The sequence below is a fragment of the Halobacillus sp. ACCC02827 genome (assembly GCF_030291935.1).
Lineage (GTDB): Bacteria > Bacillota > Bacilli > Bacillales > Halobacillaceae > Halobacillus.
The window spans coordinates 1083444-1101194 of sequence record NZ_CP128168.1 but is presented as its reverse complement, the minus strand read 5'-3'; the positions used below and the strand labels follow the sequence as shown (position 1 = coordinate 1101194).

The window sequence follows — 17751 nt, the reverse complement described above, 5'->3', positions numbered from 1 at the left end:
GACCTCCCCTAAAAATTTTCTAAAAATTTGCCGTGGCTCGTTGTCCACATATCGAATTATACAAGTTTTCTAACTATTTTGCATTACCTAATTTTTCGAAAAGACACAGAATTCCCATCATTATTACGTTTCAATGACACTAAATGAGTCTTTTAGCCTAGTTTATTTTACAATGTTAAAGACTGAAAATAACTAATTATAAGGACTAATGTATAAAAAATGATTAGGTATCGGAAAAGGTTATTATTTATCCCAGTTCTTCATACAAGGAAATGCATATCCCATTCAAAATAGAATTTTCAGTCTATTGAATCCGCTTTACAATTCCATCCATGCAGGGTACATGCTATAATTGATACGAGTTTGTATGAAAGGTGTGACCTTTGTTGAGTATCATAAGAAATAAGTGGCTGATGATTCTTTTTAACTTCGCCCTGGTCACAGGACTCTTCTTCCTGTTGTCTCCAGAGCATGATTTATTCCATTATATAAATCAATTGTTCTATCTTGCTTATTTCTACTTGTTCATCGGTATTCTTATGTGGGTGATCCGAGGCGGGTTCTTTGACGGAATCGCATACGGCTTTCGCCGGTTTTACAGTACGATGTCCAAGCAGAAGGATTATCTGGACGATTGGAAAGAGAAGCCGCTTCCCTCCCAAACGATCGGGCGGTCCTGGCTGCGCTTCTTCCTCTTTCAGGGAAGTGTATTGACCGTAGGACTGCTTGCTTTACTCGTTTTTTATTATCAGGGATGAAGAGTTGATGGAATGCGATTTCTGCGATATAATTAGAAACTACTTAAATAAGACTGAAATGCTTGGATGAAGGATAAGTACATCTGTCTCCCCATTCATACAGAGAGGTTGCGGCTGGTGGAAGCAATCATGGGAACGGGTTGGAATTGGGCCTTCGGAGCAGCTTTTGACGTAAATCGGCGTTAACGATTGAAGCTGACCTGTATCGCATACAGGTAATTAGGGTGGCACCGCGGTATATTCGTCCCTTCCATGTTATTGGAAGGGGCGTTTTTGTATGCAGAAACGAATAATTCATAGAGGTGATGACAAATGAAGACAATCTTTTCAGGGATTCAACCAAGCGGAACGTTGACACTAGGGAACTATATCGGAGCAATGAAGCATTTCACAGAATTGCAGGATGACCACAACTGTTACTTCTGTATTGTGGATGAACATGCTATAACCGTTCCACAGGACCGGCTGGAACTCCGCCGTAACATCCGCTCTCTTGCGGCGTTATACTTGGCTTCCGGAATTGACCCGGATAAATCAACGCTGTTTATCCAATCCGAAGTGGCCGCACATACGCAGCTTGGATGGATGCTCCAGTGTGTCAGCTACATTGGGGAATTGGAGCGGATGACGCAGTTTAAAGATAAGTCGGCCACGGGAAGTAAAGAAGGAGTTTCTGCCGGCCTGTTGACCTACCCACCGCTGATGGCATCCGATATTCTTCTGTACAACACAGACATCGTCCCAGTCGGGGAAGATCAAAAACAGCATTTGGAGCTCACACGTAACCTGGCGCAGCGCTTCAACAATAAGTACAATGACATTTTTACAGTGCCGGAAGTACGGATTCCAAAAGAAGGCGCACGCATCATGTCGCTTCAGGATCCGACGAAGAAAATGAGTAAATCGGACTCCAATCAGAAGGCATTCATTTCCATGCTGGACGATGAGAAGAAGATTCTTAAAAAAATCAAGAGTGCCGTGACGGATTCCGATGGAGTTGTCCGTTACGATAAAGAGAATAAGCCGGGCGTCTCCAATCTGTTGACCATTGAATCCGTCTGCAGTGGTACACCGATCGCTGATTTGGAACAGAAGTACGAAGGGAAAGGCTACGGAGACTTCAAACAAGGGGTGGCTGATGCTGTCATCGCTGTACTGAAACCGATTCAGGAACGTTATGAAGCACTGATCGATTCCGATGAATTAGACGATATACTTGATCAGGGAGCAGATAAAGCATCGTATGAAGCACAGAAAATGCTTCGTAAAGCGAAAAAAGCAATGGGCCTCGGTCGCGTGAAGAAGAAGTAAAGAGAAAAAGCCAGAATTGAGTGGTGTTACTCAATTCTGGCTTTTCATATGCTGTGAAACGCGTTCCTGTTCACCCTGCCAAATCGTTTCAAAGAAAGGCTGCCCTTTTACCATCTTCCGGCACAGCTCCTCATGGATCATCGACCAGCCTCTGCACGTACCTTCATATAAACGGTCCCACGCTTCTTCTGTAGAAAATTCTTTGATAATTGGATATTGGGACGGATCCCATTCAGTCAGCCAATATCTGATTTCCTCTGGATGATCCGAGTGTTTCAACTGATCGAGCGCCATCATCAACAACTGCTTCAACTGCCGTTCTCTACGCGTCAAACCGGACATTTTTCCTGGTGGAAGTGAAAGAATATGATGCTCCTTCCACGCACTTCCTTCTATTGAATAGGTTTCCGGTTCTTTTCCCTGAACCATCTCGAATACTAAACGCTCCTGTCTCGGTATGAGACGGCTCTTCTTCACGGGAAGAGTATAACCAATCGTGTCAAAGACAATGATGTCCTTTCCATTCGTGACGACAGCTGCGTATTCGACCGTGTGCCGCTCCTGATTTTTCTTCATGTACGTCTTTCGGTGGATCGCTTGCAGAAAGGATGCCGGCAGGTCTTGTAGATCGTTCTCAATAAAATGGAAAAGTTCATCATTCACCAGAACTAAGGGTATCTGATCGATCAACTCGATCCCATCTTCTTTGCGCCATTCATGGAACCGGCACACGTTATACCCATTCTCTTCACCTTCGAACCAGTTCACCCACAGATCATGCATGTATAACATTTCGGACCCTCACTTTCACTTCAGTGATCTCTTTTGGTTACATTATGACCATTGGTGGCTTTTTTATTCTTTACAACCATATTTTAGAAAATTAATCTTTCATGAGAAGCAAAGCTGTCGTAATGAGCAGGATGCCGGCAGGGAATAAGTAACATTCCACCCGGGTCCGAATCAGAATAAAGAACTCTATCCAACTCATACCGGCCGGGACGAGGTTCAAATACGTAATCGTCACCGTTCCACCGGCGACGGCAAATCCGAATCCAGTTAAAAGCAGCAGCCAATACCACATCCGCCTCATCCCCTTCTCCTTGTCCTCCTATGGATATCTTATGAACGTTAGTCATGGGACATGCGGGTATTTGCTCTTAAAACCTGGTCTTTACTTCCTTTCCATTTAAAGGTACATTTATATGGAACAGGTATCATGGACGAAAGGATGATGATCGTTGTCACAGAAACGCACCTTGCGAAAAAGGCGGAGAAAGCGCCGTAAACGCAAGGCCATACTTGCAATCCTGTCTTTAACGTTCTTATTGTTTATTAGTTATTCTGCCTATGAATATTTATCCGGGAAGCATGAAGCGATGGAAAATCAGGCTTCAGCGGAAGATGGAGAAGGAATCGATTTCGAGGAAAGCCCCTACAAGGATTCTTTCCGGGGCGTCGATAACGGAGACGAAAAGATGACGATTCTGCTGTTAGGAACAGACCAGCGAGGAACGGAAACGGCTCGGACAGATACGATTATGCTGGCTGAATATAATAAAGAGAATCAAGATGTAAAGATGGTATCCTTAATGAGAGATACGTACGTGGATATTCCAGGGCACGGATACAACAAGCTCAACGCAGCCTTTGCCATCGGTGGTCCTGAGCTTCTCCGGGAAACGATTGTAGATAATTTCGCAGTTGAACCGGAGTACTATGCGATCGTTGATTTCAAAGGATTCACCCATATTGTGGACACGCTCGCTCCGGACGGTATTGAAGTGGATATCGATAAGGATATGTACTACGAAGCCGGCGGTGACGGCACAAAAATCGATTTGAAAGCCGGAAAACAGCAGCTTGACGGGGAAGAATTGCTTGGCTACGTAAGATTCCGCAGTGATATCCGATCGGATTTCGGTCGTGTGGAAAGGCAGCAGGAAGCAATCGGATTGTTGAAAGATCAGCTGGTATCCTTCAGCGGTGTCCTGAAAGCACCACGCTTAATCGGTACGGTCCAGCCTTATATTGATACAAATATCGAAGGGACCAAAGTAGTGGATATAGGGAAGGATATCCTGCTTCACCCTCCCGAAGATATCGAGACACTCAGCATTCCGACAACGGACAACGTTTGGAACGAACGAAAAGAATATCCAATCGGATTAGTACTCAATCATGACGAAGATAAAACACAGAAGACGCTCCGCGCCTTTCTGGACGGAGATACGGAAGAACCCGAGAGCCCTTGAGGCTTTCGGGTTTCTTTATTTGCTGACAAAGGTGTGATGGAACATCTAAAACCATGTGATTCTTCCTTCTAATAAAGGGTAATAAGACAAAAAACCCGACAGCCTCGTGGCTGCCGGGTTTTAATCAGTCTTGGTATTTCTGGAAAATCAGGGTCGCGTTGTGACCACCAAACCCAAGCGAGTTACTCATAACCGTATTTACTTCCTGTTTTCTTGCTTCGTTCGGTACGATATCAAGATCACACTCCGGATCAGGTGTTTCATAATTGATCGTCGGTGGCAGTATGCCGTCATTGATGGCTTTCAGTGAGATGACCGCTTCCACTGCTCCTGCCGCTCCAAGCAGGTGACCCGTCATTGACTTCGTCGAAGAAATAGCAAGCTTCTTCGCGTGCTCTTGAAAGACAGTTTTCGTTGCAAACGTCTCAAACTTATCATTAAGCTCCGTGGACGTACCATGGGCGTTTACGTAATCGACAGCTGTCGGTTCAAGACCGGCATCTCCCAACGCCTGTTTCATGGCACGGGCCGCTCCATCGCCTTCCGGTGCCGGTGATGTGATGTGGTAAGCATCTCCGGTAGAGCCGTACCCTGTAATTTCACCATAAATTTTCGCACCACGCTTCTTCGCTGACTCCAACGTTTCCATAATAAGAATTCCTGCGCCTTCTCCCATGACGAATCCGTCACGGTTCTTATCAAAAGGCCGGCTCGCTGTTTTCGGATCCTCATTCAAGGAAAGCGCACGCGCAGCGGCAAAGCCTGCGAAGGACATCTTGTTCATTGGTGCTTCCGTCCCGCCGGCAATCATGATGTCAGCGTCTCCACGCTGAAGTACCTTGAACGCATCACCGATCGAGTTGGCGCCGGATGCACATGCCGTAACGGTACAAGAGTTAATGCCTTTCGCACCTAGAGAGATAGATACTTGTCCAGCGGCCATATCAGGAATCATCATCGGGATGAAGAACGGGCTGACACGACGGTATCCTTTCTTCTGGAACGTCTCGAACTGGGATTCATATGTTCCCATTCCTCCAATACCGGAACCGATCCAGACTCCCGTACGAGGTGCAATCTCATCCGTAATTTCAAGGCCGGCATCTTCCACCGCCATGTGGGAAGCGACCATTGCATATTGAACAAATGGGTCCATCTTCCGTACTTCTTTACGTTCGATGTACTTGGAAGGGTCAAAATCTTTGAGCTCTGCCGCGACGTGTACCGGGTAGTCCTCTTTGTTTACTTTCGTAATTTCGCCGATTCCAGAAACACCGTTCTTAATACTCTCCCACAATTCGTCTACTGAGTTACCGACGGGGGTCACCGCCCCCATTCCGGTAATGACTACTCGTCTTTTATCCATGACTATTCTATTCCTCCTTGGTTACTTGCCCCATCGAAGGGCAACGGCTCCCCATGTGAGACCGCCGCCGAATCCGACAAGAACGACTAAATCGTTTTCTTTTATTTTACCTGCCTTCACGTCTTCTGACAAAGCGATTGGAATCGATGCAGAAGATGTGTTGCCGTAACGCTTCACAGCTGTGGACATTTTCTCTTCCGGAATGCCCAGGCGCTGCCTTGCTGCTTCCATTATTCTTATGTTTGCCTGGTGTGGGACTAAGTAATCGACATCCTGCTCACTAAGGCCGATTTTTTTCACGACATTGACAGAGGATTCCGGCATCTGGCGGACAGCAAATTTGAATACTTCCCGTCCATTCATGTAGATGACATCTTCCGGCGTCTGATAGAGGTTCGGTCCTCCGTTACCGTCGGATCCAAGTTCGAAGGAAAGGATCCCCTTATCTTCACTTACCGGGCCGATGACAGCAGCTCCCGCTCCATCTCCGAAAAGGACGCACGTATTTCGATCGGTCCAATCCGTAATCTTGGAAAGTTTCTCTACACCTACCACCAGCACATTCTTATAGGCATTTGTCTCAATATACTGTTTGGCCGTGATAACACCGTACATGAATCCTGCACACGCAGCACTAAGATCCATCGCTGCTACTTTAGGTGCGCCGAGGCTTTTCTGAAGCTTTGTCGCTACAGATGGAAATGGTGTGTCCGGAGTAACGGTGGCAACGAGGATCATATCCAGTTCTTCCGCTTTCATATCCGCATCTTCCAGCGCAGCTTCAGCTGCACGAAGTGCCAAGTCGGACGTATCCATATCGTCGGACGCGATCCTGCGCTCTTCGATCCCGGTACGTGTCCGGATCCATTCGTCACTTGTATCGACTATTTTCTCTAAATCTTTATTTGTAAGAACTTTTTCCGGTGCGTAGTGCCCGACACCTAAGAATCCTGCTCTCATATGTTCATCCCCTTAAGGTAATATCTGAATATCTATTATCAATTCTTATGACTTGGTACTAATTTTAATTCATCTCCTTTTATTCTGCAAGTCGCAAAAGGAGCGAAGCAGTGCGCAGCCCACAAAATATAAGGGTTCCTGTCATAAACTGCATGTAGAGGGAGGTGCAGTGGATGGAGAATAACAGAAAGTCTCCTTTCGATAATTTCTGGGGGTTTAATCCGTCAGAAGAGCGCAAAGAGAAAACGACAGAAACAGAAGGTCAATCCAAACCAAACTGGCCCGATTTGTTTGAAGAAGCATCAAAAACTTGGAAATCCGTGTCACCGATGATCAAGCCGATGTTCGACCGTTTTAAGAAATAACAAAAAAACTCGGGGGCAAAACTCCCGAGTCTTTTCAGATTGCTGAGAAACTTAACGGATAAGAAAAGATTAATACATAGGCAGCAATGGTTGAAAGAAAACGTGGCTTTGAAAAATACAAGGGCAATCCCGCCCCTCACATCCCCAAACCACTTCTTCATCATGCTGAAAAACTGGCGAGTAAACAACTCCCGAGTTTTTACCGGTTTGGCAATTCTCCTGTCTCTTCATAATAAGCGACTGCTTCATCCATCTCTTTCTGAAAACCGACAGGAACATCAGAGCTGTAGGTGCCCATTTCGATCGCTCCTTCTTGAAAATCAAAGGTCAGCGACCCTCCTGTCAGGTTTCCGTCGACATATCGCTCCATCACCAGTTCATACACTTCATCAATCCGCTGGATGGTACTTGTTAATACGGCGTTCTCTGCAACGGAAGACCGGTCTTTCACATAACCGATGGCATACTTCCCGTCCTGCTCTGCCTGCTTGATGATGGAGATATCGAATAAATCACCCGCAGGGTAAAAGACATCCGCGCCATTTCTCTGCATCGTGCTGTAAATTCCAAGAGCCGTCTGTGTGTCACTCCAACTGTTGGTGAGAGACACAGAAACATCTGCTTCCGGATTCTGATAGAGTACCCCCTCATAGAACCCCTCTAATTCCGGCTGCCATTCGAAAGCGCCGATCAAACCGATTTTATCGGATTTTGTCATCTCTCCAGCAACCATCCCTGCGAAGAAGCCCATCGCCCGCGAACTGAAATTAAGGCTGGTGACATTATCCGCTGAGAATTCACCATTAAAATAAACAAATTCCACATCAGGAAAAGAAGCATGGAGCTCTTTAAAGTGACTCTCATAAATATTTCCGTGCCCGAAGATGATATCTACGCCCTTATGGACAAGATCCTCGACGGCCGCTGCCGTCTGATCATACGTTTTTATATTCTCCTTATAATAGACGTCCGCATCAAACTCTTGCTCAATCATCTGAAGCCCCTCATATCCACGCTCCCCGAAGCCTTGATCATCCGCCGTCGTTTCGATCAGCATGCCGACGTCTGAATGTTCGCCGTAGCCCGGGAATGATCCGCACCCTGCCAGAAGAACGAGGACGCATAGAAATAGGCTGTATCTTCTTTTCATTGTCAGCACCCCTGTACAAACCCGCTGGTTCCTTCTTTTATCATTATTCTACATGTTTCGATAGAAGAAAGTAAAACAGCGATTAGTAAAAAACAGGGTCAGACACGTTCCAGGAGCTTCCGACAGCGCCAGGTTGCTTCCACTCTCTCCTCCAAAGACTCCTCTTCCATATTCCGGGTGAGGTAGGACGGAAGCAGCGTCTTGACGAAGTCTCCGACGTACACTGCTTCCGTCTCCTCTATCCATTTTCTTAAATCTCCTTTCTCCTGGAATGAATGGTCCGCCATCGGCATCCACTCTCCATAAAGAGCCGGGATTTCCACTCTCTCCTCTCTTTGGGATGTCACAATCCTCACCTTCCCTTTCTTGATATCCACCTCGACTTCTGATCCACTATTATGCATATGGTTCTCTTTGTCCGATTTCTGAAAAAAGTGTTGAAAGTTACTGTTTCTGCCGACGTACATATATAAAAGATCACTCCGCTTGTCTTTGATCGGATCGATCCCTATAACTACATGCCCTTCCTGAAGAAGCTCTTTACACACGTGATACCCTATCCAATGAAAACTGGGATGGACAACGACTACCACAGCTCCGCCCCCTTCCTCTTACTGTTACCATTTTATTCACACTTCCCTTGAATCATGAAGCGATTTCATATTTCTTTTTCTTCCTCGTTCTGCTAAGATAGACGTTAGAATGGATAAATGAGGTGAACATTGATGCGGATGATTTGGACGATTGTTTGGGCCTTTCTTTTAAGCTTCATGTCTGCTTATGTAGTCAGTAACATGTCAGGAAGCGACTTTGCTTTCTCGCAGGTAATTACGATGACCATCCTTTTCACCCTTGCTGCTGTGGTATTGGGAGAAGGTCTCATCAAAGACGAAGCGTAAGTAGTAAACGTTGCTATCAATCGATGGCAGCGTTTTTTTCATACCGGATACCATTTTCCCTGTACAAAAATGGTCGGCATTACTCATTACATAGCAACTCGACAGCGTTATAGTGAACGGGTGAGTTTTTACTTTCAGGAGGATTTAATGATGGAAGAAATTTGGCTTTTGATTAAATATTTGTTTTTAGGAATATTCCAGGGTTTCACAGAACCAATACCGATTTCCTCAAGCGGGCACCTTGTCATCGCACAAGACCTTCTTGGAATTAAACTAGAAGGTCTGAGCTTTGAAGTACTCGTCAACTTCGGATCCTTGATCGCCGTTTTGATCATTTACCGCGAGGATCTGCTCCGGCTGATCCGGAATGGGATCGGGTACATCATCAGTCGTGATGAAAGACAGAAGGATGACTTCGACTTCATCATTTATTTGATCATCGGTACGATCCCGGCAGGTGTGTTGGGTATACTGCTCGGCGATGCTATCGAAGGCTTATCCACCGTTAAAACAGTGGGGATCACCTTGATCATTACCGGTATTGCCTTATGGCTGATCCGCAACATGCGCGGTCGCAAGGGAGATGCCCAAATGACTTGGAAGGATGCTGTCATTGTCGGTTTAGGACAGGCAGTCGCTCTTATACCGGGAATCAGCCGATCCGGTGCTACAATCGTCGCCGCCATGTTCTTAGGAATGAAACAGGAAACCGCACTTCGCTTCTCTTTCCTTTTATACATTCCGGTGAGCCTTGGAACGATGCTCCTCTCCATTGAAGATGTATTCGCCAGTGCGGATTCAGGAAGCGTGTGGCTTGCGTATGGGCTTGCTTTTCTTGCATCCATCGTTGCCTCCTACTTCTCTCTCCGTTGGTTCATGAATATCATGGCCAAGGGAAACTTGAAGTATTTCGCCTTTTACTGTTTCATCGTCGGTGGACTGGTCGTTCTATTCCTGTAAAAAGTATTCAGAAAGAAAAAAGGCTCCGCGTTTCCATAACGCGGAGCCTTTTCTCATATAGGGGATGTACCGCTTTATCCACCGCTTACAGGAGGGATAAAAGCTACCGTATCTCCTTCTTTTACGATCGTTTCTTTTTGAGCGAATTCTTCATTGACCGCTGTCATACTTGTCATAACCTGTTCCACACCAAACTCCTGCCGCACCGTTTCCTTCAAGTCCTCTACTGTTAAACCCGCCGCATCAAAGGACCATTCTCCTTCACCGATTTGTTCCTTTAAGCCAGCAAAAAAAAGAATACGATTCACATTCCATCCCCCTTCCCTGGTACACCGGGGACGATTTCTTTTTGATCCCCGATCCAGCTGTCGCCATCTTCCCAATGTTCTTTCTTCCATATTGGGACAATCTCTTTTATCCGTTCAATTGCGTATCTGCTCGCCTCATAGGAATCAGCCCGATGCGGGGTCGAAACAGCAATGACGACCGCGATATCGGATATTTCAAGACGGCCGGTCCGGTGGACGATCGCCGTTTGAATGTCCGGCCATCGTTCTTCCATTTCCCGGGCAATCTGCTCGAGCTTCTTCTCCGCCATAGCGGTATAAGCTTCATACTCCAAGTAGAGCGTCTGCTTTCCTTTAGTAAACTCCCTGACCGTTCCGATGAACGTATTGATGGCTCCTGCTTCCGGCCTTGTAACTGTATGGACAAGAGAACCGACATCAATCGGTTCTTCTGTTATCCAGCACCTCTTCTCCCCCATCAAGATTCCCCCTTAGCAAGTTCCAGCACTTCCGGTAAGCGTTTTCTCCAATCTTTCAGAGCGATAACGGAATGAGAGACATGAGCCGTCAACGTTTCATCCCACGTGATGACGAGCTTGATGTTTGTCAAGTTATCCAACAGTTTCAAGTCTTCCACCCTTTTGATGATGACCGCCTTCGGGTAGTGCTCTTCCTTATATCCTTCCACCGTAATCAAATCAGGCGAAAAATGGCGGTAAATATCCACTAGATGGTCCAGAGCGAAATCATCATCATGGGACAATTCCATCTGGAACCGGCGCGGGCTGTCTACCCCTGTTAAGAATGAGCCGCATTCATGAAGCCGGTAGCTGTCCGTTTCATGGTGCATCACTTTTAACGGCTCTTCATGAGTATGGTGCTTGATTGCCGCGATTTTCTCGCCACGATCCGTACCATAGGCGATCAAATCCGACAATAAGGTGGTTTTTCCACTGTTTTTATATCCGACGATTTGAAACACTGGTGCACGTTCCATATCTCTCCCCTCCTTCATAAGCGTAATATGTAAAAACCCCTGCCGTGTTACCTACGGCAGGGGCGGACCATCCTTCGATCAATCCGGAATACCAAGAGCGATTTTCGCGTAGCGACTCATACGATCCTTCGTCCAAGGCGGATTCCAGACAATATTCACCGATATCTCATTCAGTTCAGGAAGGTCTGCAAGGCAGCGCTTTACATCCTGTTCAATGTGACCGGCCAGCGGGCAGCCCATCGCAGTCAAGGTCATCGTTACCTTTGTATTGCCATCCTCATCTATATCGACGCCATAGACTAAGCCTAAGTTCACGATATCAATGCCGAGTTCCGGGTCAATGACATTCTCAAGGGCACCCATTGCGTTTTCTTCTAATGCAGTTCTATCCACTTTTGTTCCCCCTTCACAATTGTTCAAACCTTATTATAAACAAAAATCCTGCCGGGACAAAATATTCCCTACCATCAAAGGACGAGTTCCAGCCAGTTGACCAACTCAAGAATGGCGAAACGGCTGACTTTATGATCACGCCCGACCTCTCTCAAGAAACGGATATTCTCCGGATTCTTATATTGGCTGATCGCTTCATTATAGAAATCATAGGAGTGCTCAAATGGAACAACAGGATCGGCATCTCCGTGCCAGAAAAAGAGCGGCCGGCTGTAAAGCTTATCCTTCTGCAGGGATAAATCGATGCCTGCAAGCGAATGATAGAGCTCATCTAACTCCTCTTGTGTCAGAGGCAGCTCGTATCCGTTGTTTTTTACATCTTCAATAAGCTTCTGAGCGAATTCGACCGGTTTGGGTGAACCCATCATGACCGCAGCCGCCTGAATCCAGGGGTACATCGTCAAAGCAGCGCTCGTAGTGATTCCCCCCATCGATGTTCCGCCGATACCAATTCTGCGGTTTTCGAGCAGTTCCATGCGATCGAGTTCATCTTTCATATCCTGAAGCTCTTTCAAGTTTTGATACACGATCTCCCAAAATTTGAGGCTGAGCTCTTCTTTGGACAAATCCTCCTCGCGTTCGCCATGATACGCGCTGTCCGGGAGGATGACGCGGTACCCCTTCTGCGCAAGCAGATAGGCTTGCGGGAGGTTATGTTCTTTCGCTGAGGTGAAGCCGTGGAAATAAATGAATACCGGGAGCGCCTCGTTCTCTTTGGAAGAGTCGACGACTGTCAGTACTGGTATATCTTTCAATGTGTTCCGATAAACTCCGATCATTGCCATGGTTCCTTTCTGAAAATCTTTACCTGTGCTTTAGGCGCGATTAATAAATTTCCTATATAATACACATCGTAACACTGCTGTCATCAATTTGGAAGTCATAGGCAGCGTTCACAGAAATTCTTTACAACCTGCCTGAGAACCCGCTACACTATACATACAAATGAGGTGAAGCTAATGAAACAGCATTTGATTGCGTTGGATCTAGACGGAACATTATTGACAGATGATAAAGTCATCAGTGGCAAAACAAAAGAAACCGTGCTTCAGGCCATGGACCAAGGCCATATCGTCGTAATTGCGACAGGAAGGCCGCACCGGGCAAGTATCGATTTCTATCACGAACTTGGTCTGGATACTCCAATGGTGAACTTCAATGGTGCGTTCATCCACCACCCTAAGGACCATAAATGGGATGCGCTGCATTCTCCGCTCGGCATAAGAACGGCGCATAAGATCATTCATACCTGTCAGGAACTCGGTGTAAAGAATATTCTTGCGGAAGTGAAGGATGACGTTTACCTCGACAGGCACGACGAAGAAATTCTGCGGATTTTTCAAACAGATATTAAGCCGACCGTTGGAAGGCTGCAGCATCACTTGAAAGATGACCCTACTTCCATTCTTATCCACCCGGAAGAAGAGAAAATCAAACGTCTGAGACAGGAACTGGATCAGCATGCAGAATTGATCGATCACCGGAAATGGGGCGCGCCGTGGCACGTTATCGAAATCGTCCGGGCCGGTATGAACAAAGCGGTCGGTCTTGATAAAATTGCGCGCTACTTCCATATCCCGAAAGAACGGGTGATCGCTTTCGGTGATGAGGACAACGATTTTGAAATGATCGATTATGCGGGGATAGGCGTCGCCATGGGGAACGCCATCGATGAGCTGAAAAGCATGGCTGATCACGTCACCGCTACGAATGAACAAGACGGCATCGGAACGTTTCTTAATGACTATCTTCAAATAAACAAACGGGCGATCTAGGTACATTTTTCCTCGTGTAAAAAACCGCCCTGCCGCCATACTAAGCTTGAACGTGAAAGCGTTCAGGCTTTTTTATGACAGGAGGGTCTTGTCATGGAGCAGCAAAAGAATGACAATCGCAACGAGAAACGCGGGTCGGAAGTGCCATCCTTCGATGAACGTAAATTGGAAGCGGAAAAGCTGACAGATGCGGATCGAAAACAGATGGAAGCCGATCAGCACACCGTAGGAGGGTTTTAACGATGGAAAGAAACCTTTTTGAAAATGCGCGCGAAGCGGTCAACCGTTTCACTCAGCGTCGTGATACGAACGGCGCCAGCCAAGAGGATATGAAAGCCGCTAAAGATGCTATCCAGTCTGCATATAGCCAATGTTCTCAAGAAGAGAAACAACAGCTACAGCAATTGGAGCAGCAAATCGAAGCGCATAACAACAGCTTGCGATAACAAGGAAAGGCCGGACTATTTCCGGCCTTTTTTTATTGCGGGTACGTTTATTTTTCATGTAAGCGGGTACAGTACATTACCCCCTAATGATTTTCTAAAACAAAGCAGCGCCTGATACTTATACATATCAGGCGCTGCTTTGTTTTATTCAAGTGCGGAAGCGGCTGAAGGACATCTTCAACGTGATGGCATACAAAGCATGACCGATAAGCCACTGTGTAATGGCCGCCCCATCAGTCAGACCCGGCGTCTCTTTCACAGCAAGGATCGTGAGTGGAACATAAGTAAATGCAGCAAACAGTGTCAGTCCGACGGCAAGCAGCCATCGATTCCGATTGGTTTTACGCAGGCGATACATCAATAAGTACGCATAGATGATTCCGATTGCCCACGATATGAGGATATGGAAAAACCATTCCATAAAGACAGGCCAATCGATATCACCTAGGACAGGGATGAAGTCTACATTCATAAGCAGCGTGTACACTCTCATTCCTGTCACCTGCTCTACAAACCACAGGTACAGACCCAGCACAATTCCTGATGTCGTTCCGATAAAGAGACCCCAACGAATCATACGCTTCCCCCACATCTTAATAGGCTTCCTGTTTCCTCAATTCCCGCAGCAGATTTTCTAAAACCTGTTTAAGTTCCCGGTAATCGCCGTCGAGCATTCGGAAGTACAGCGCTCTTAAGAAGTGTTTGCTGTTATTGATGATGATATCCTCATCGGGATCTTTCCAGCTTTCCCGCTCATAAAGTAGTGATTCCAGCCATTCCACTCTTTCCGCATGACTGATTTTCCGGAACATCATCAATACCGCCGTCACCATCCGTTCTTCCTCATCAAACAGATACGGTTTGTCGATCATGAATTTATCGCGGATGATCGGAAGCATATCGAGAATGTCTTCCCTTGTAATTTCTTCACACGCTGCCGTACTGTATACCGCATCCGCTGCATGAGCCATCGCATGAGCCCAACCTTTGTCTTTGACGCAGGCACGGGTATCTTTCTCCTGGGGAACATATTTCTTCAGGCTGTCCCAAACCCGCCGGATATCTTCTTCTTTCAGGAACGGATCTTCCCGGTGCTTGTCCATGATCGGTGGAATCAGAAGCACGGAATAGCTGCGCTTGAACACGGCGTCTTCTTCATTTTTGGACATCGCTATCCGGTAAAACAAATAATTTTTATTTAAAATCGATTGGAGAATATTCTTTAATTGTTCGTTGGTGTAATGGTTTCTGGCAATAAAGGATGTAAAAACCGGACGAATAAGATCCTCCCTGAGAACAGGATGGACAGATCCGATTTTTTGTAGCATCATAGTCGTGAGCTCTTGTAAATTCTGGCCGTCCTGCAATGTATAATCATTGTCTTTGATCGGCTGCAAGACATCGATTAATCTCGTTTCCATAACACACCTCCTGAAAAGTGATATCATTGTATCACAGATGCGGCCGGTTCTGAATTGAAGTGTTTTACTATTTAGGTGGGCGCGATTTTTTGGTAAGATAAGAGCAGAGTGAAGAAGGAGGATACGATGATGGCTATACAAGTACAAGAAACACCTAATCCAAATGCTCGTAAATTCACGGTGGAAAAGCTTATTTTCCAAGGAGACGGCAGCGTTTCCGTTATGCCGGGACAAACGAGTGAACATACAATCATGAACGATTTGATGGAGCTCGACGGCGTCGACAACGTCTTTGGTTTCCAAAATTTCATCACGGTCAATAAACTTCCCCAAGCCGACTGGGACGAGTTGAATCCAAAAGTGAAAAGCACGCTCGAAGAACACGGATATTGATTTCAAAAAAACCACCATACCCTCGTATGGTGGTTTTTTTTCTATTAGAATCGATCCAGTGGAATGTAGTTCAAGTTCTCAGGCAGACCGTCCCCATTTTCCGTAAACATAGTGAGGGTGATCGTGCCGAAGTCCGGAAGTTTGTCCTCTGGAATGGTGACACTTATTTCAAAAGGTGTCCAGGAAGACGACGCCCCTACCTGTTTTTCGGAAGGCTCCACCTGCACATTATGTCCATCTTCCACGGTATAAATGAAGGTACCGTTGGAAACATTGGCTTCCCCTTTAACCACATAGGATCCATTGTCCCCTGACACGGTAAGAGACCGGAACGTTTCCCCATCTCCGCTGTAACTGTCCTCGACGGGCGGAGCTGCTTCCTCTGTCTCTTCCGAAGGCGTCTCTTCCTCTGTCGACGCCTGATCCTGATTAGATTCTTTCTTATCCGGCTGCACCGTGAATTCCTGCGTCACTTGGAACGGATTCGCCTCGAGGGATTGGTCATTGATGGTATGTACAAGGATTGTCATCGTAACCTCATACTTCCCGGGCTGTTCGATCCCTTTCCATGTATCCTCAGCCTGATACGTGCCTCCGCCGGCAAGTTCTTCCGTCGTCAGCGCCTGTGTGAACATTTGACCATCGGAATACTTGTACACCGTTTCTCCTGATACATTCTTCACTTCCACTTCGTATTTCTGACCGGAAGTAAAGCCCAAAATCACTGGATCTTCTCCTGTATTTTTAAGCGAGAATTCGAAGGTTGCTGCGTCGCCGGATGCATTTACTGCCGCATCCATTTCAATCTGATCGAGCAATGTCTCCATATCAATCTCCGCCTCCATATCCGGTGAAGCTGATGCTTCCGTCTCTTCTTTTTCTTCTCCGTCTGCTTCTTCCTGGCCTGAATCATTTGTACAGGCAGCCACCAACAACAACAAGAGGGCCCCTAACAAAATGGCAAGAAATTTTTTCATTTCGCCACTCCCTATCTATTCTATTCAATGAATAAGACGTCCTCCGGCTGGAAAACGTTACATCATTTATCATCTTTTCGGAAGAAACCGAAGATACCTGTCGTTTGAACGATGTTGGTAAACGCCTGCGGGTCCACTTCCTGGATAATATGCTGCAAATCATACAGCTCGTATCTCGTAATAACCATGACAAGCATATTCTTGTCCTGTTGGGTGAAGGCTCCTTTGGCAGGCAGCGTGGTAATTCCACGAACCATGCTTTTATGGATTTCCTTCTCCAGGGCAGCAGCCTTTGTCGTGATGATCATGGCCGTCAACTTCTCGTGACGCGTATGGATCGCATCAATGACCCTTGTCGTTACGTAAAGAGTTAATAATGTATAAAGCGCGTTTTCCGGTTCATATAAAATACCGGCTACCGCAATAATTACACTGTTAATGATAAGAAAATAAATACCGATCGGGCGGTCCTTCATACGGGACAGCACCATGGCGATGATGTCCAGGCCTCCGGTGGAAGCACCCCATTTCAACGTGATCCCGACACCGGCTCCACCGATAACACCGCCGAACACGGCGTTCAGTATAATATCTCCGGAAAGCTGCTGCACGGGGATGACTTCGAGGAACAACGTCGTGAACGCAACAGAAATGGCGCTGTAGACGGTGAACCCTTTCCCTACCTTATACCAGCCCAATATGGCGACAGGGATGTTGAGCACTAACAGGACAAGTCCCGTACTCACACCAGGAATGCCCAGAAAATCACTGGAAATACTCGTCAAGAGCTGGGAAACCCCCGTAAATCCGCTTGCATAAACATTTGCCTCTATTAAGAATAAGTTAAGGGACAACGCATTTAATAACGATCCCAGTAAAACAATTAATATTCTTCTAATTTCTACAACAAACAATCGTAAACCTCCTTACCTTCCTGAATTCATCTATTCATTTTTATCACCGACAATTCGTAAAATC

At 46.3% G+C, this 17751-nt stretch carries 25 protein-coding genes and 1 other annotated feature; of the genes, 10 read left to right on the top strand and 15 right to left on the bottom strand.

Annotation, left to right across the window (positions count from 1 at the left end; genetic code table 11):
* The first annotated feature begins 386 nt into the window (after window positions 1–386).
* Window positions 387–758: a DUF3899 domain-containing protein gene (locus tag QRD89_RS05750; protein WP_008638755.1), complete on the top strand. Its 372-nt coding sequence runs from the start codon at window positions 387–389 to the stop codon at window positions 756–758.
* A 54-nt stretch (window positions 759–812) separates the two neighbouring features.
* Window positions 813–1010, top strand: a binding site (T-box leader).
* Between the two features lie 60 nt (window positions 1011–1070).
* Window positions 1071–2069 (top strand): tryptophan--tRNA ligase, encoded by a 999-nt coding sequence (trpS, locus tag QRD89_RS05745; RefSeq protein ID WP_062512907.1) that lies wholly within the window; start codon window positions 1071–1073, stop codon window positions 2067–2069.
* 30 nt (window positions 2070–2099) lie between these two features.
* Here the strand turns inward: trpS and QRD89_RS05740 are convergent, their stop codons facing one another.
* Entirely contained in the window at window positions 2100–2861 is a 762-nt protein-coding gene (locus tag QRD89_RS05740) for a YjbA family protein (protein WP_062512905.1), read from the bottom strand.
* Between the two features lie 91 nt (window positions 2862–2952).
* Window positions 2953–3153, bottom strand: coding sequence for a YuzI family membrane protein (locus QRD89_RS05735; protein ID WP_008638761.1), 201 nt, complete (start codon window positions 3151–3153; stop codon window positions 2953–2955).
* Between the two features lie 157 nt (window positions 3154–3310).
* Between QRD89_RS05735 and QRD89_RS05730 the strand changes: the two genes are divergently transcribed.
* Window positions 3311–4324 carry an LCP family protein gene (locus QRD89_RS05730; RefSeq protein WP_064503465.1) on the top strand — a complete coding sequence of 338 codons (1014 nt, stop codon included), beginning with the start codon at window positions 3311–3313 and terminating at the stop codon, window positions 4322–4324.
* Between the two features lie 124 nt (window positions 4325–4448).
* On the opposite strand, the gene fabF is transcribed toward QRD89_RS05730, so the two are convergent.
* Both fabF and QRD89_RS05720 read right to left on the bottom strand, forming a co-directional pair.
* Window positions 4449–5690, bottom strand: coding sequence for a beta-ketoacyl-ACP synthase II (gene fabF / locus QRD89_RS05725; protein WP_008638763.1), 1242 nt, complete (start codon window positions 5688–5690; stop codon window positions 4449–4451).
* A 21-nt stretch (window positions 5691–5711) separates the two neighbouring features.
* Window positions 5712–6650 carry a beta-ketoacyl-ACP synthase III gene (locus QRD89_RS05720; RefSeq protein WP_062512899.1) on the bottom strand — a complete coding sequence of 313 codons (939 nt, stop codon included), beginning with the start codon at window positions 6648–6650 and terminating at the stop codon, window positions 5712–5714.
* 173 nt (window positions 6651–6823) lie between these two features.
* Between QRD89_RS05720 and QRD89_RS05715 the strand changes: the two genes are divergently transcribed.
* Entirely contained in the window at window positions 6824–7015 is a 192-nt protein-coding gene (locus QRD89_RS05715) for a hypothetical protein (protein WP_008638765.1), read from the top strand.
* Window positions 7016–7214: 199 nt separating this feature from the next.
* Here the strand turns inward: QRD89_RS05715 and QRD89_RS05710 are convergent, their stop codons facing one another.
* On the bottom strand, window positions 7215–8165 hold the full coding sequence (locus QRD89_RS05710; RefSeq protein WP_286096477.1) for a BMP family ABC transporter substrate-binding protein: 951 nt from the start codon (window positions 8163–8165) through the stop codon (window positions 7215–7217).
* Window positions 8166–8263: 98 nt separating this feature from the next.
* Window positions 8264–8758: a hypothetical protein gene (locus QRD89_RS05705; RefSeq protein ID WP_286096476.1), complete on the bottom strand. Its 495-nt coding sequence runs from the start codon at window positions 8756–8758 to the stop codon at window positions 8264–8266.
* Window positions 8759–8890: 132 nt separating this feature from the next.
* On the opposite strand from QRD89_RS05705, the gene QRD89_RS05700 reads away from it, so the two are divergent.
* Complete coding sequence (locus QRD89_RS05700) at window positions 8891–9064, top strand: YjzD family protein (protein WP_008638770.1); 174 nt, start codon at window positions 8891–8893, stop codon at window positions 9062–9064.
* Between the two features lie 150 nt (window positions 9065–9214).
* Window positions 9215–10024, top strand: coding sequence for an undecaprenyl-diphosphate phosphatase (locus QRD89_RS05695; RefSeq protein ID WP_008638772.1), 810 nt, complete (start codon window positions 9215–9217; stop codon window positions 10022–10024).
* A 74-nt stretch (window positions 10025–10098) separates the two neighbouring features.
* On the opposite strand, the gene moaD is transcribed toward QRD89_RS05695, so the two are convergent.
* From moaD to QRD89_RS05670, 5 genes are all read right to left on the bottom strand, one after another.
* Window positions 10099–10332 (bottom strand): molybdopterin converting factor subunit 1, encoded by a 234-nt coding sequence (moaD, locus tag QRD89_RS05690; protein WP_008638774.1) that lies wholly within the window; start codon window positions 10330–10332, stop codon window positions 10099–10101.
* The gene (locus tag QRD89_RS05685) at window positions 10329–10790 is read right to left on the bottom strand and encodes a molybdenum cofactor biosynthesis protein MoaE (RefSeq protein WP_026578360.1); all 462 of its coding nucleotides are present in this window, start codon (window positions 10788–10790) and stop codon (window positions 10329–10331) included. Before QRD89_RS05685 ends, moaD begins: the two co-directional genes overlap by 4 nt.
* A complete protein-coding gene (gene mobB / locus QRD89_RS05680; protein ID WP_008638778.1) occupies window positions 10790–11308 on the bottom strand; it encodes a molybdopterin-guanine dinucleotide biosynthesis protein B in 519 nt (172 codons plus the stop codon). Before mobB ends, QRD89_RS05685 begins: the two co-directional genes overlap by 1 nt.
* A 78-nt stretch (window positions 11309–11386) precedes the next feature.
* On the bottom strand, window positions 11387–11671 hold the full coding sequence (locus tag QRD89_RS05675) for a metal-sulfur cluster assembly factor (protein ID WP_369815262.1): 285 nt from the start codon (window positions 11669–11671) through the stop codon (window positions 11387–11389).
* A gap of 104 nt (window positions 11672–11775) precedes the next feature.
* Window positions 11776–12540, bottom strand: a complete 765-nt coding sequence (locus tag QRD89_RS05670) for an alpha/beta fold hydrolase (RefSeq protein ID WP_286096475.1) — start codon at window positions 12538–12540, stop codon at window positions 11776–11778.
* Between the two features lie 180 nt (window positions 12541–12720).
* On the opposite strand from QRD89_RS05670, the gene QRD89_RS05665 reads away from it, so the two are divergent.
* From QRD89_RS05665 to QRD89_RS05655, 3 genes are all read left to right on the top strand, one after another.
* A complete protein-coding gene (locus QRD89_RS05665) occupies window positions 12721–13536 on the top strand; it encodes a Cof-type HAD-IIB family hydrolase (protein ID WP_008638784.1) in 816 nt (271 codons plus the stop codon).
* 93 nt (window positions 13537–13629) lie between these two features.
* Window positions 13630–13776 (top strand): hypothetical protein, encoded by a 147-nt coding sequence (locus QRD89_RS05660; RefSeq protein WP_008638785.1) that lies wholly within the window; start codon window positions 13630–13632, stop codon window positions 13774–13776.
* 2 nt (window positions 13777–13778) lie between these two features.
* The gene (locus QRD89_RS05655; RefSeq protein ID WP_026578358.1) at window positions 13779–13982 is read left to right on the top strand and encodes a DUF3813 domain-containing protein; all 204 of its coding nucleotides are present in this window, start codon (window positions 13779–13781) and stop codon (window positions 13980–13982) included.
* A 148-nt stretch (window positions 13983–14130) separates the two neighbouring features.
* On the opposite strand, the gene QRD89_RS05650 is transcribed toward QRD89_RS05655, so the two are convergent.
* Both QRD89_RS05650 and QRD89_RS05645 read right to left on the bottom strand, forming a co-directional pair.
* Window positions 14131–14559, bottom strand: a complete 429-nt coding sequence (locus tag QRD89_RS05650; protein ID WP_035388518.1) for a hypothetical protein — start codon at window positions 14557–14559, stop codon at window positions 14131–14133.
* A 16-nt stretch (window positions 14560–14575) separates the two neighbouring features.
* On the bottom strand, window positions 14576–15403 hold the full coding sequence (locus QRD89_RS05645; RefSeq protein ID WP_008638791.1) for a DUF2785 domain-containing protein: 828 nt from the start codon (window positions 15401–15403) through the stop codon (window positions 14576–14578).
* 129 nt (window positions 15404–15532) lie between these two features.
* On the opposite strand from QRD89_RS05645, the gene QRD89_RS05640 reads away from it, so the two are divergent.
* Window positions 15533–15796, top strand: coding sequence for a NifU N-terminal domain-containing protein (locus tag QRD89_RS05640; RefSeq protein ID WP_008638793.1), 264 nt, complete (start codon window positions 15533–15535; stop codon window positions 15794–15796).
* A 44-nt stretch (window positions 15797–15840) separates the two neighbouring features.
* Here the strand turns inward: QRD89_RS05640 and QRD89_RS05635 are convergent, their stop codons facing one another.
* The gene (locus QRD89_RS05635) at window positions 15841–16773 is read right to left on the bottom strand and encodes a BsuPI-related putative proteinase inhibitor (protein WP_008638795.1); all 933 of its coding nucleotides are present in this window, start codon (window positions 16771–16773) and stop codon (window positions 15841–15843) included.
* A gap of 62 nt (window positions 16774–16835) precedes the next feature.
* Entirely contained in the window at window positions 16836–17687 is an 852-nt protein-coding gene (locus QRD89_RS05630; RefSeq protein ID WP_008638797.1) for a YitT family protein, read from the bottom strand.
* Between the last annotated feature and the right edge of the window lie 64 nt (window positions 17688–17751).

What these genes read in the sequence shown, in the direction of transcription:
- QRD89_RS05655 (WP_026578358.1), top strand. Translation starts at nt 13,779, where the DNA reads ATGGAAAGAAACCTTTTTGAAAATGCGCGCGAAGCGGTCAACCGTTTC.
- QRD89_RS05675 (WP_369815262.1), bottom strand. Translation starts at nt 11,671, where the DNA reads ATGGGTGCCCTTGAGAATGTCATTGACCCGGAACTCGGCATTGATATC.
- QRD89_RS05720 (WP_062512899.1), bottom strand. Translation starts at nt 6,650, where the DNA reads ATGAGAGCAGGATTCTTAGGTGTCGGGCACTACGCACCGGAAAAAGTT.
- QRD89_RS05645 (WP_008638791.1), bottom strand. Translation starts at nt 15,403, where the DNA reads ATGGAAACGAGATTAATCGATGTCTTGCAGCCGATCAAAGACAATGAT.
- QRD89_RS05740 (WP_062512905.1), bottom strand. Translation starts at nt 2,861, where the DNA reads ATGTTATACATGCATGATCTGTGGGTGAACTGGTTCGAAGGTGAAGAG.
- QRD89_RS05700 (WP_008638770.1), top strand. Translation starts at nt 8,891, where the DNA reads ATGCGGATGATTTGGACGATTGTTTGGGCCTTTCTTTTAAGCTTCATG.
- QRD89_RS05670 (WP_286096475.1), bottom strand. Translation starts at nt 12,540, where the DNA reads ATGATCGGAGTTTATCGGAACACATTGAAAGATATACCAGTACTGACA.
- fabF (WP_008638763.1), bottom strand. Translation starts at nt 5,690, where the DNA reads ATGGATAAAAGACGAGTAGTCATTACCGGAATGGGGGCGGTGACCCCC.
- QRD89_RS05665 (WP_008638784.1), top strand. Translation starts at nt 12,721, where the DNA reads ATGAAACAGCATTTGATTGCGTTGGATCTAGACGGAACATTATTGACA.
- QRD89_RS05710 (WP_286096477.1), bottom strand. Translation starts at nt 8,165, where the DNA reads ATGAAAAGAAGATACAGCCTATTTCTATGCGTCCTCGTTCTTCTGGCA.
- trpS (WP_062512907.1), top strand. Translation starts at nt 1,071, where the DNA reads ATGAAGACAATCTTTTCAGGGATTCAACCAAGCGGAACGTTGACACTA.
- mobB (WP_008638778.1), bottom strand. Translation starts at nt 11,308, where the DNA reads ATGGAACGTGCACCAGTGTTTCAAATCGTCGGATATAAAAACAGTGGA.
- QRD89_RS05715 (WP_008638765.1), top strand. Translation starts at nt 6,824, where the DNA reads ATGGAGAATAACAGAAAGTCTCCTTTCGATAATTTCTGGGGGTTTAAT.
- QRD89_RS05685 (WP_026578360.1), bottom strand. Translation starts at nt 10,790, where the DNA reads ATGGGGGAGAAGAGGTGCTGGATAACAGAAGAACCGATTGATGTCGGT.
- QRD89_RS05695 (WP_008638772.1), top strand. Translation starts at nt 9,215, where the DNA reads ATGGAAGAAATTTGGCTTTTGATTAAATATTTGTTTTTAGGAATATTC.
- QRD89_RS05660 (WP_008638785.1), top strand. Translation starts at nt 13,630, where the DNA reads ATGGAGCAGCAAAAGAATGACAATCGCAACGAGAAACGCGGGTCGGAA.
- QRD89_RS05650 (WP_035388518.1), bottom strand. Translation starts at nt 14,559, where the DNA reads ATGATTCGTTGGGGTCTCTTTATCGGAACGACATCAGGAATTGTGCTG.
- QRD89_RS05640 (WP_008638793.1), top strand. Translation starts at nt 15,533, where the DNA reads ATGGCTATACAAGTACAAGAAACACCTAATCCAAATGCTCGTAAATTC.
- QRD89_RS05735 (WP_008638761.1), bottom strand. Translation starts at nt 3,153, where the DNA reads ATGTGGTATTGGCTGCTGCTTTTAACTGGATTCGGATTTGCCGTCGCC.
- QRD89_RS05635 (WP_008638795.1), bottom strand. Translation starts at nt 16,773, where the DNA reads ATGAAAAAATTTCTTGCCATTTTGTTAGGGGCCCTCTTGTTGTTGTTG.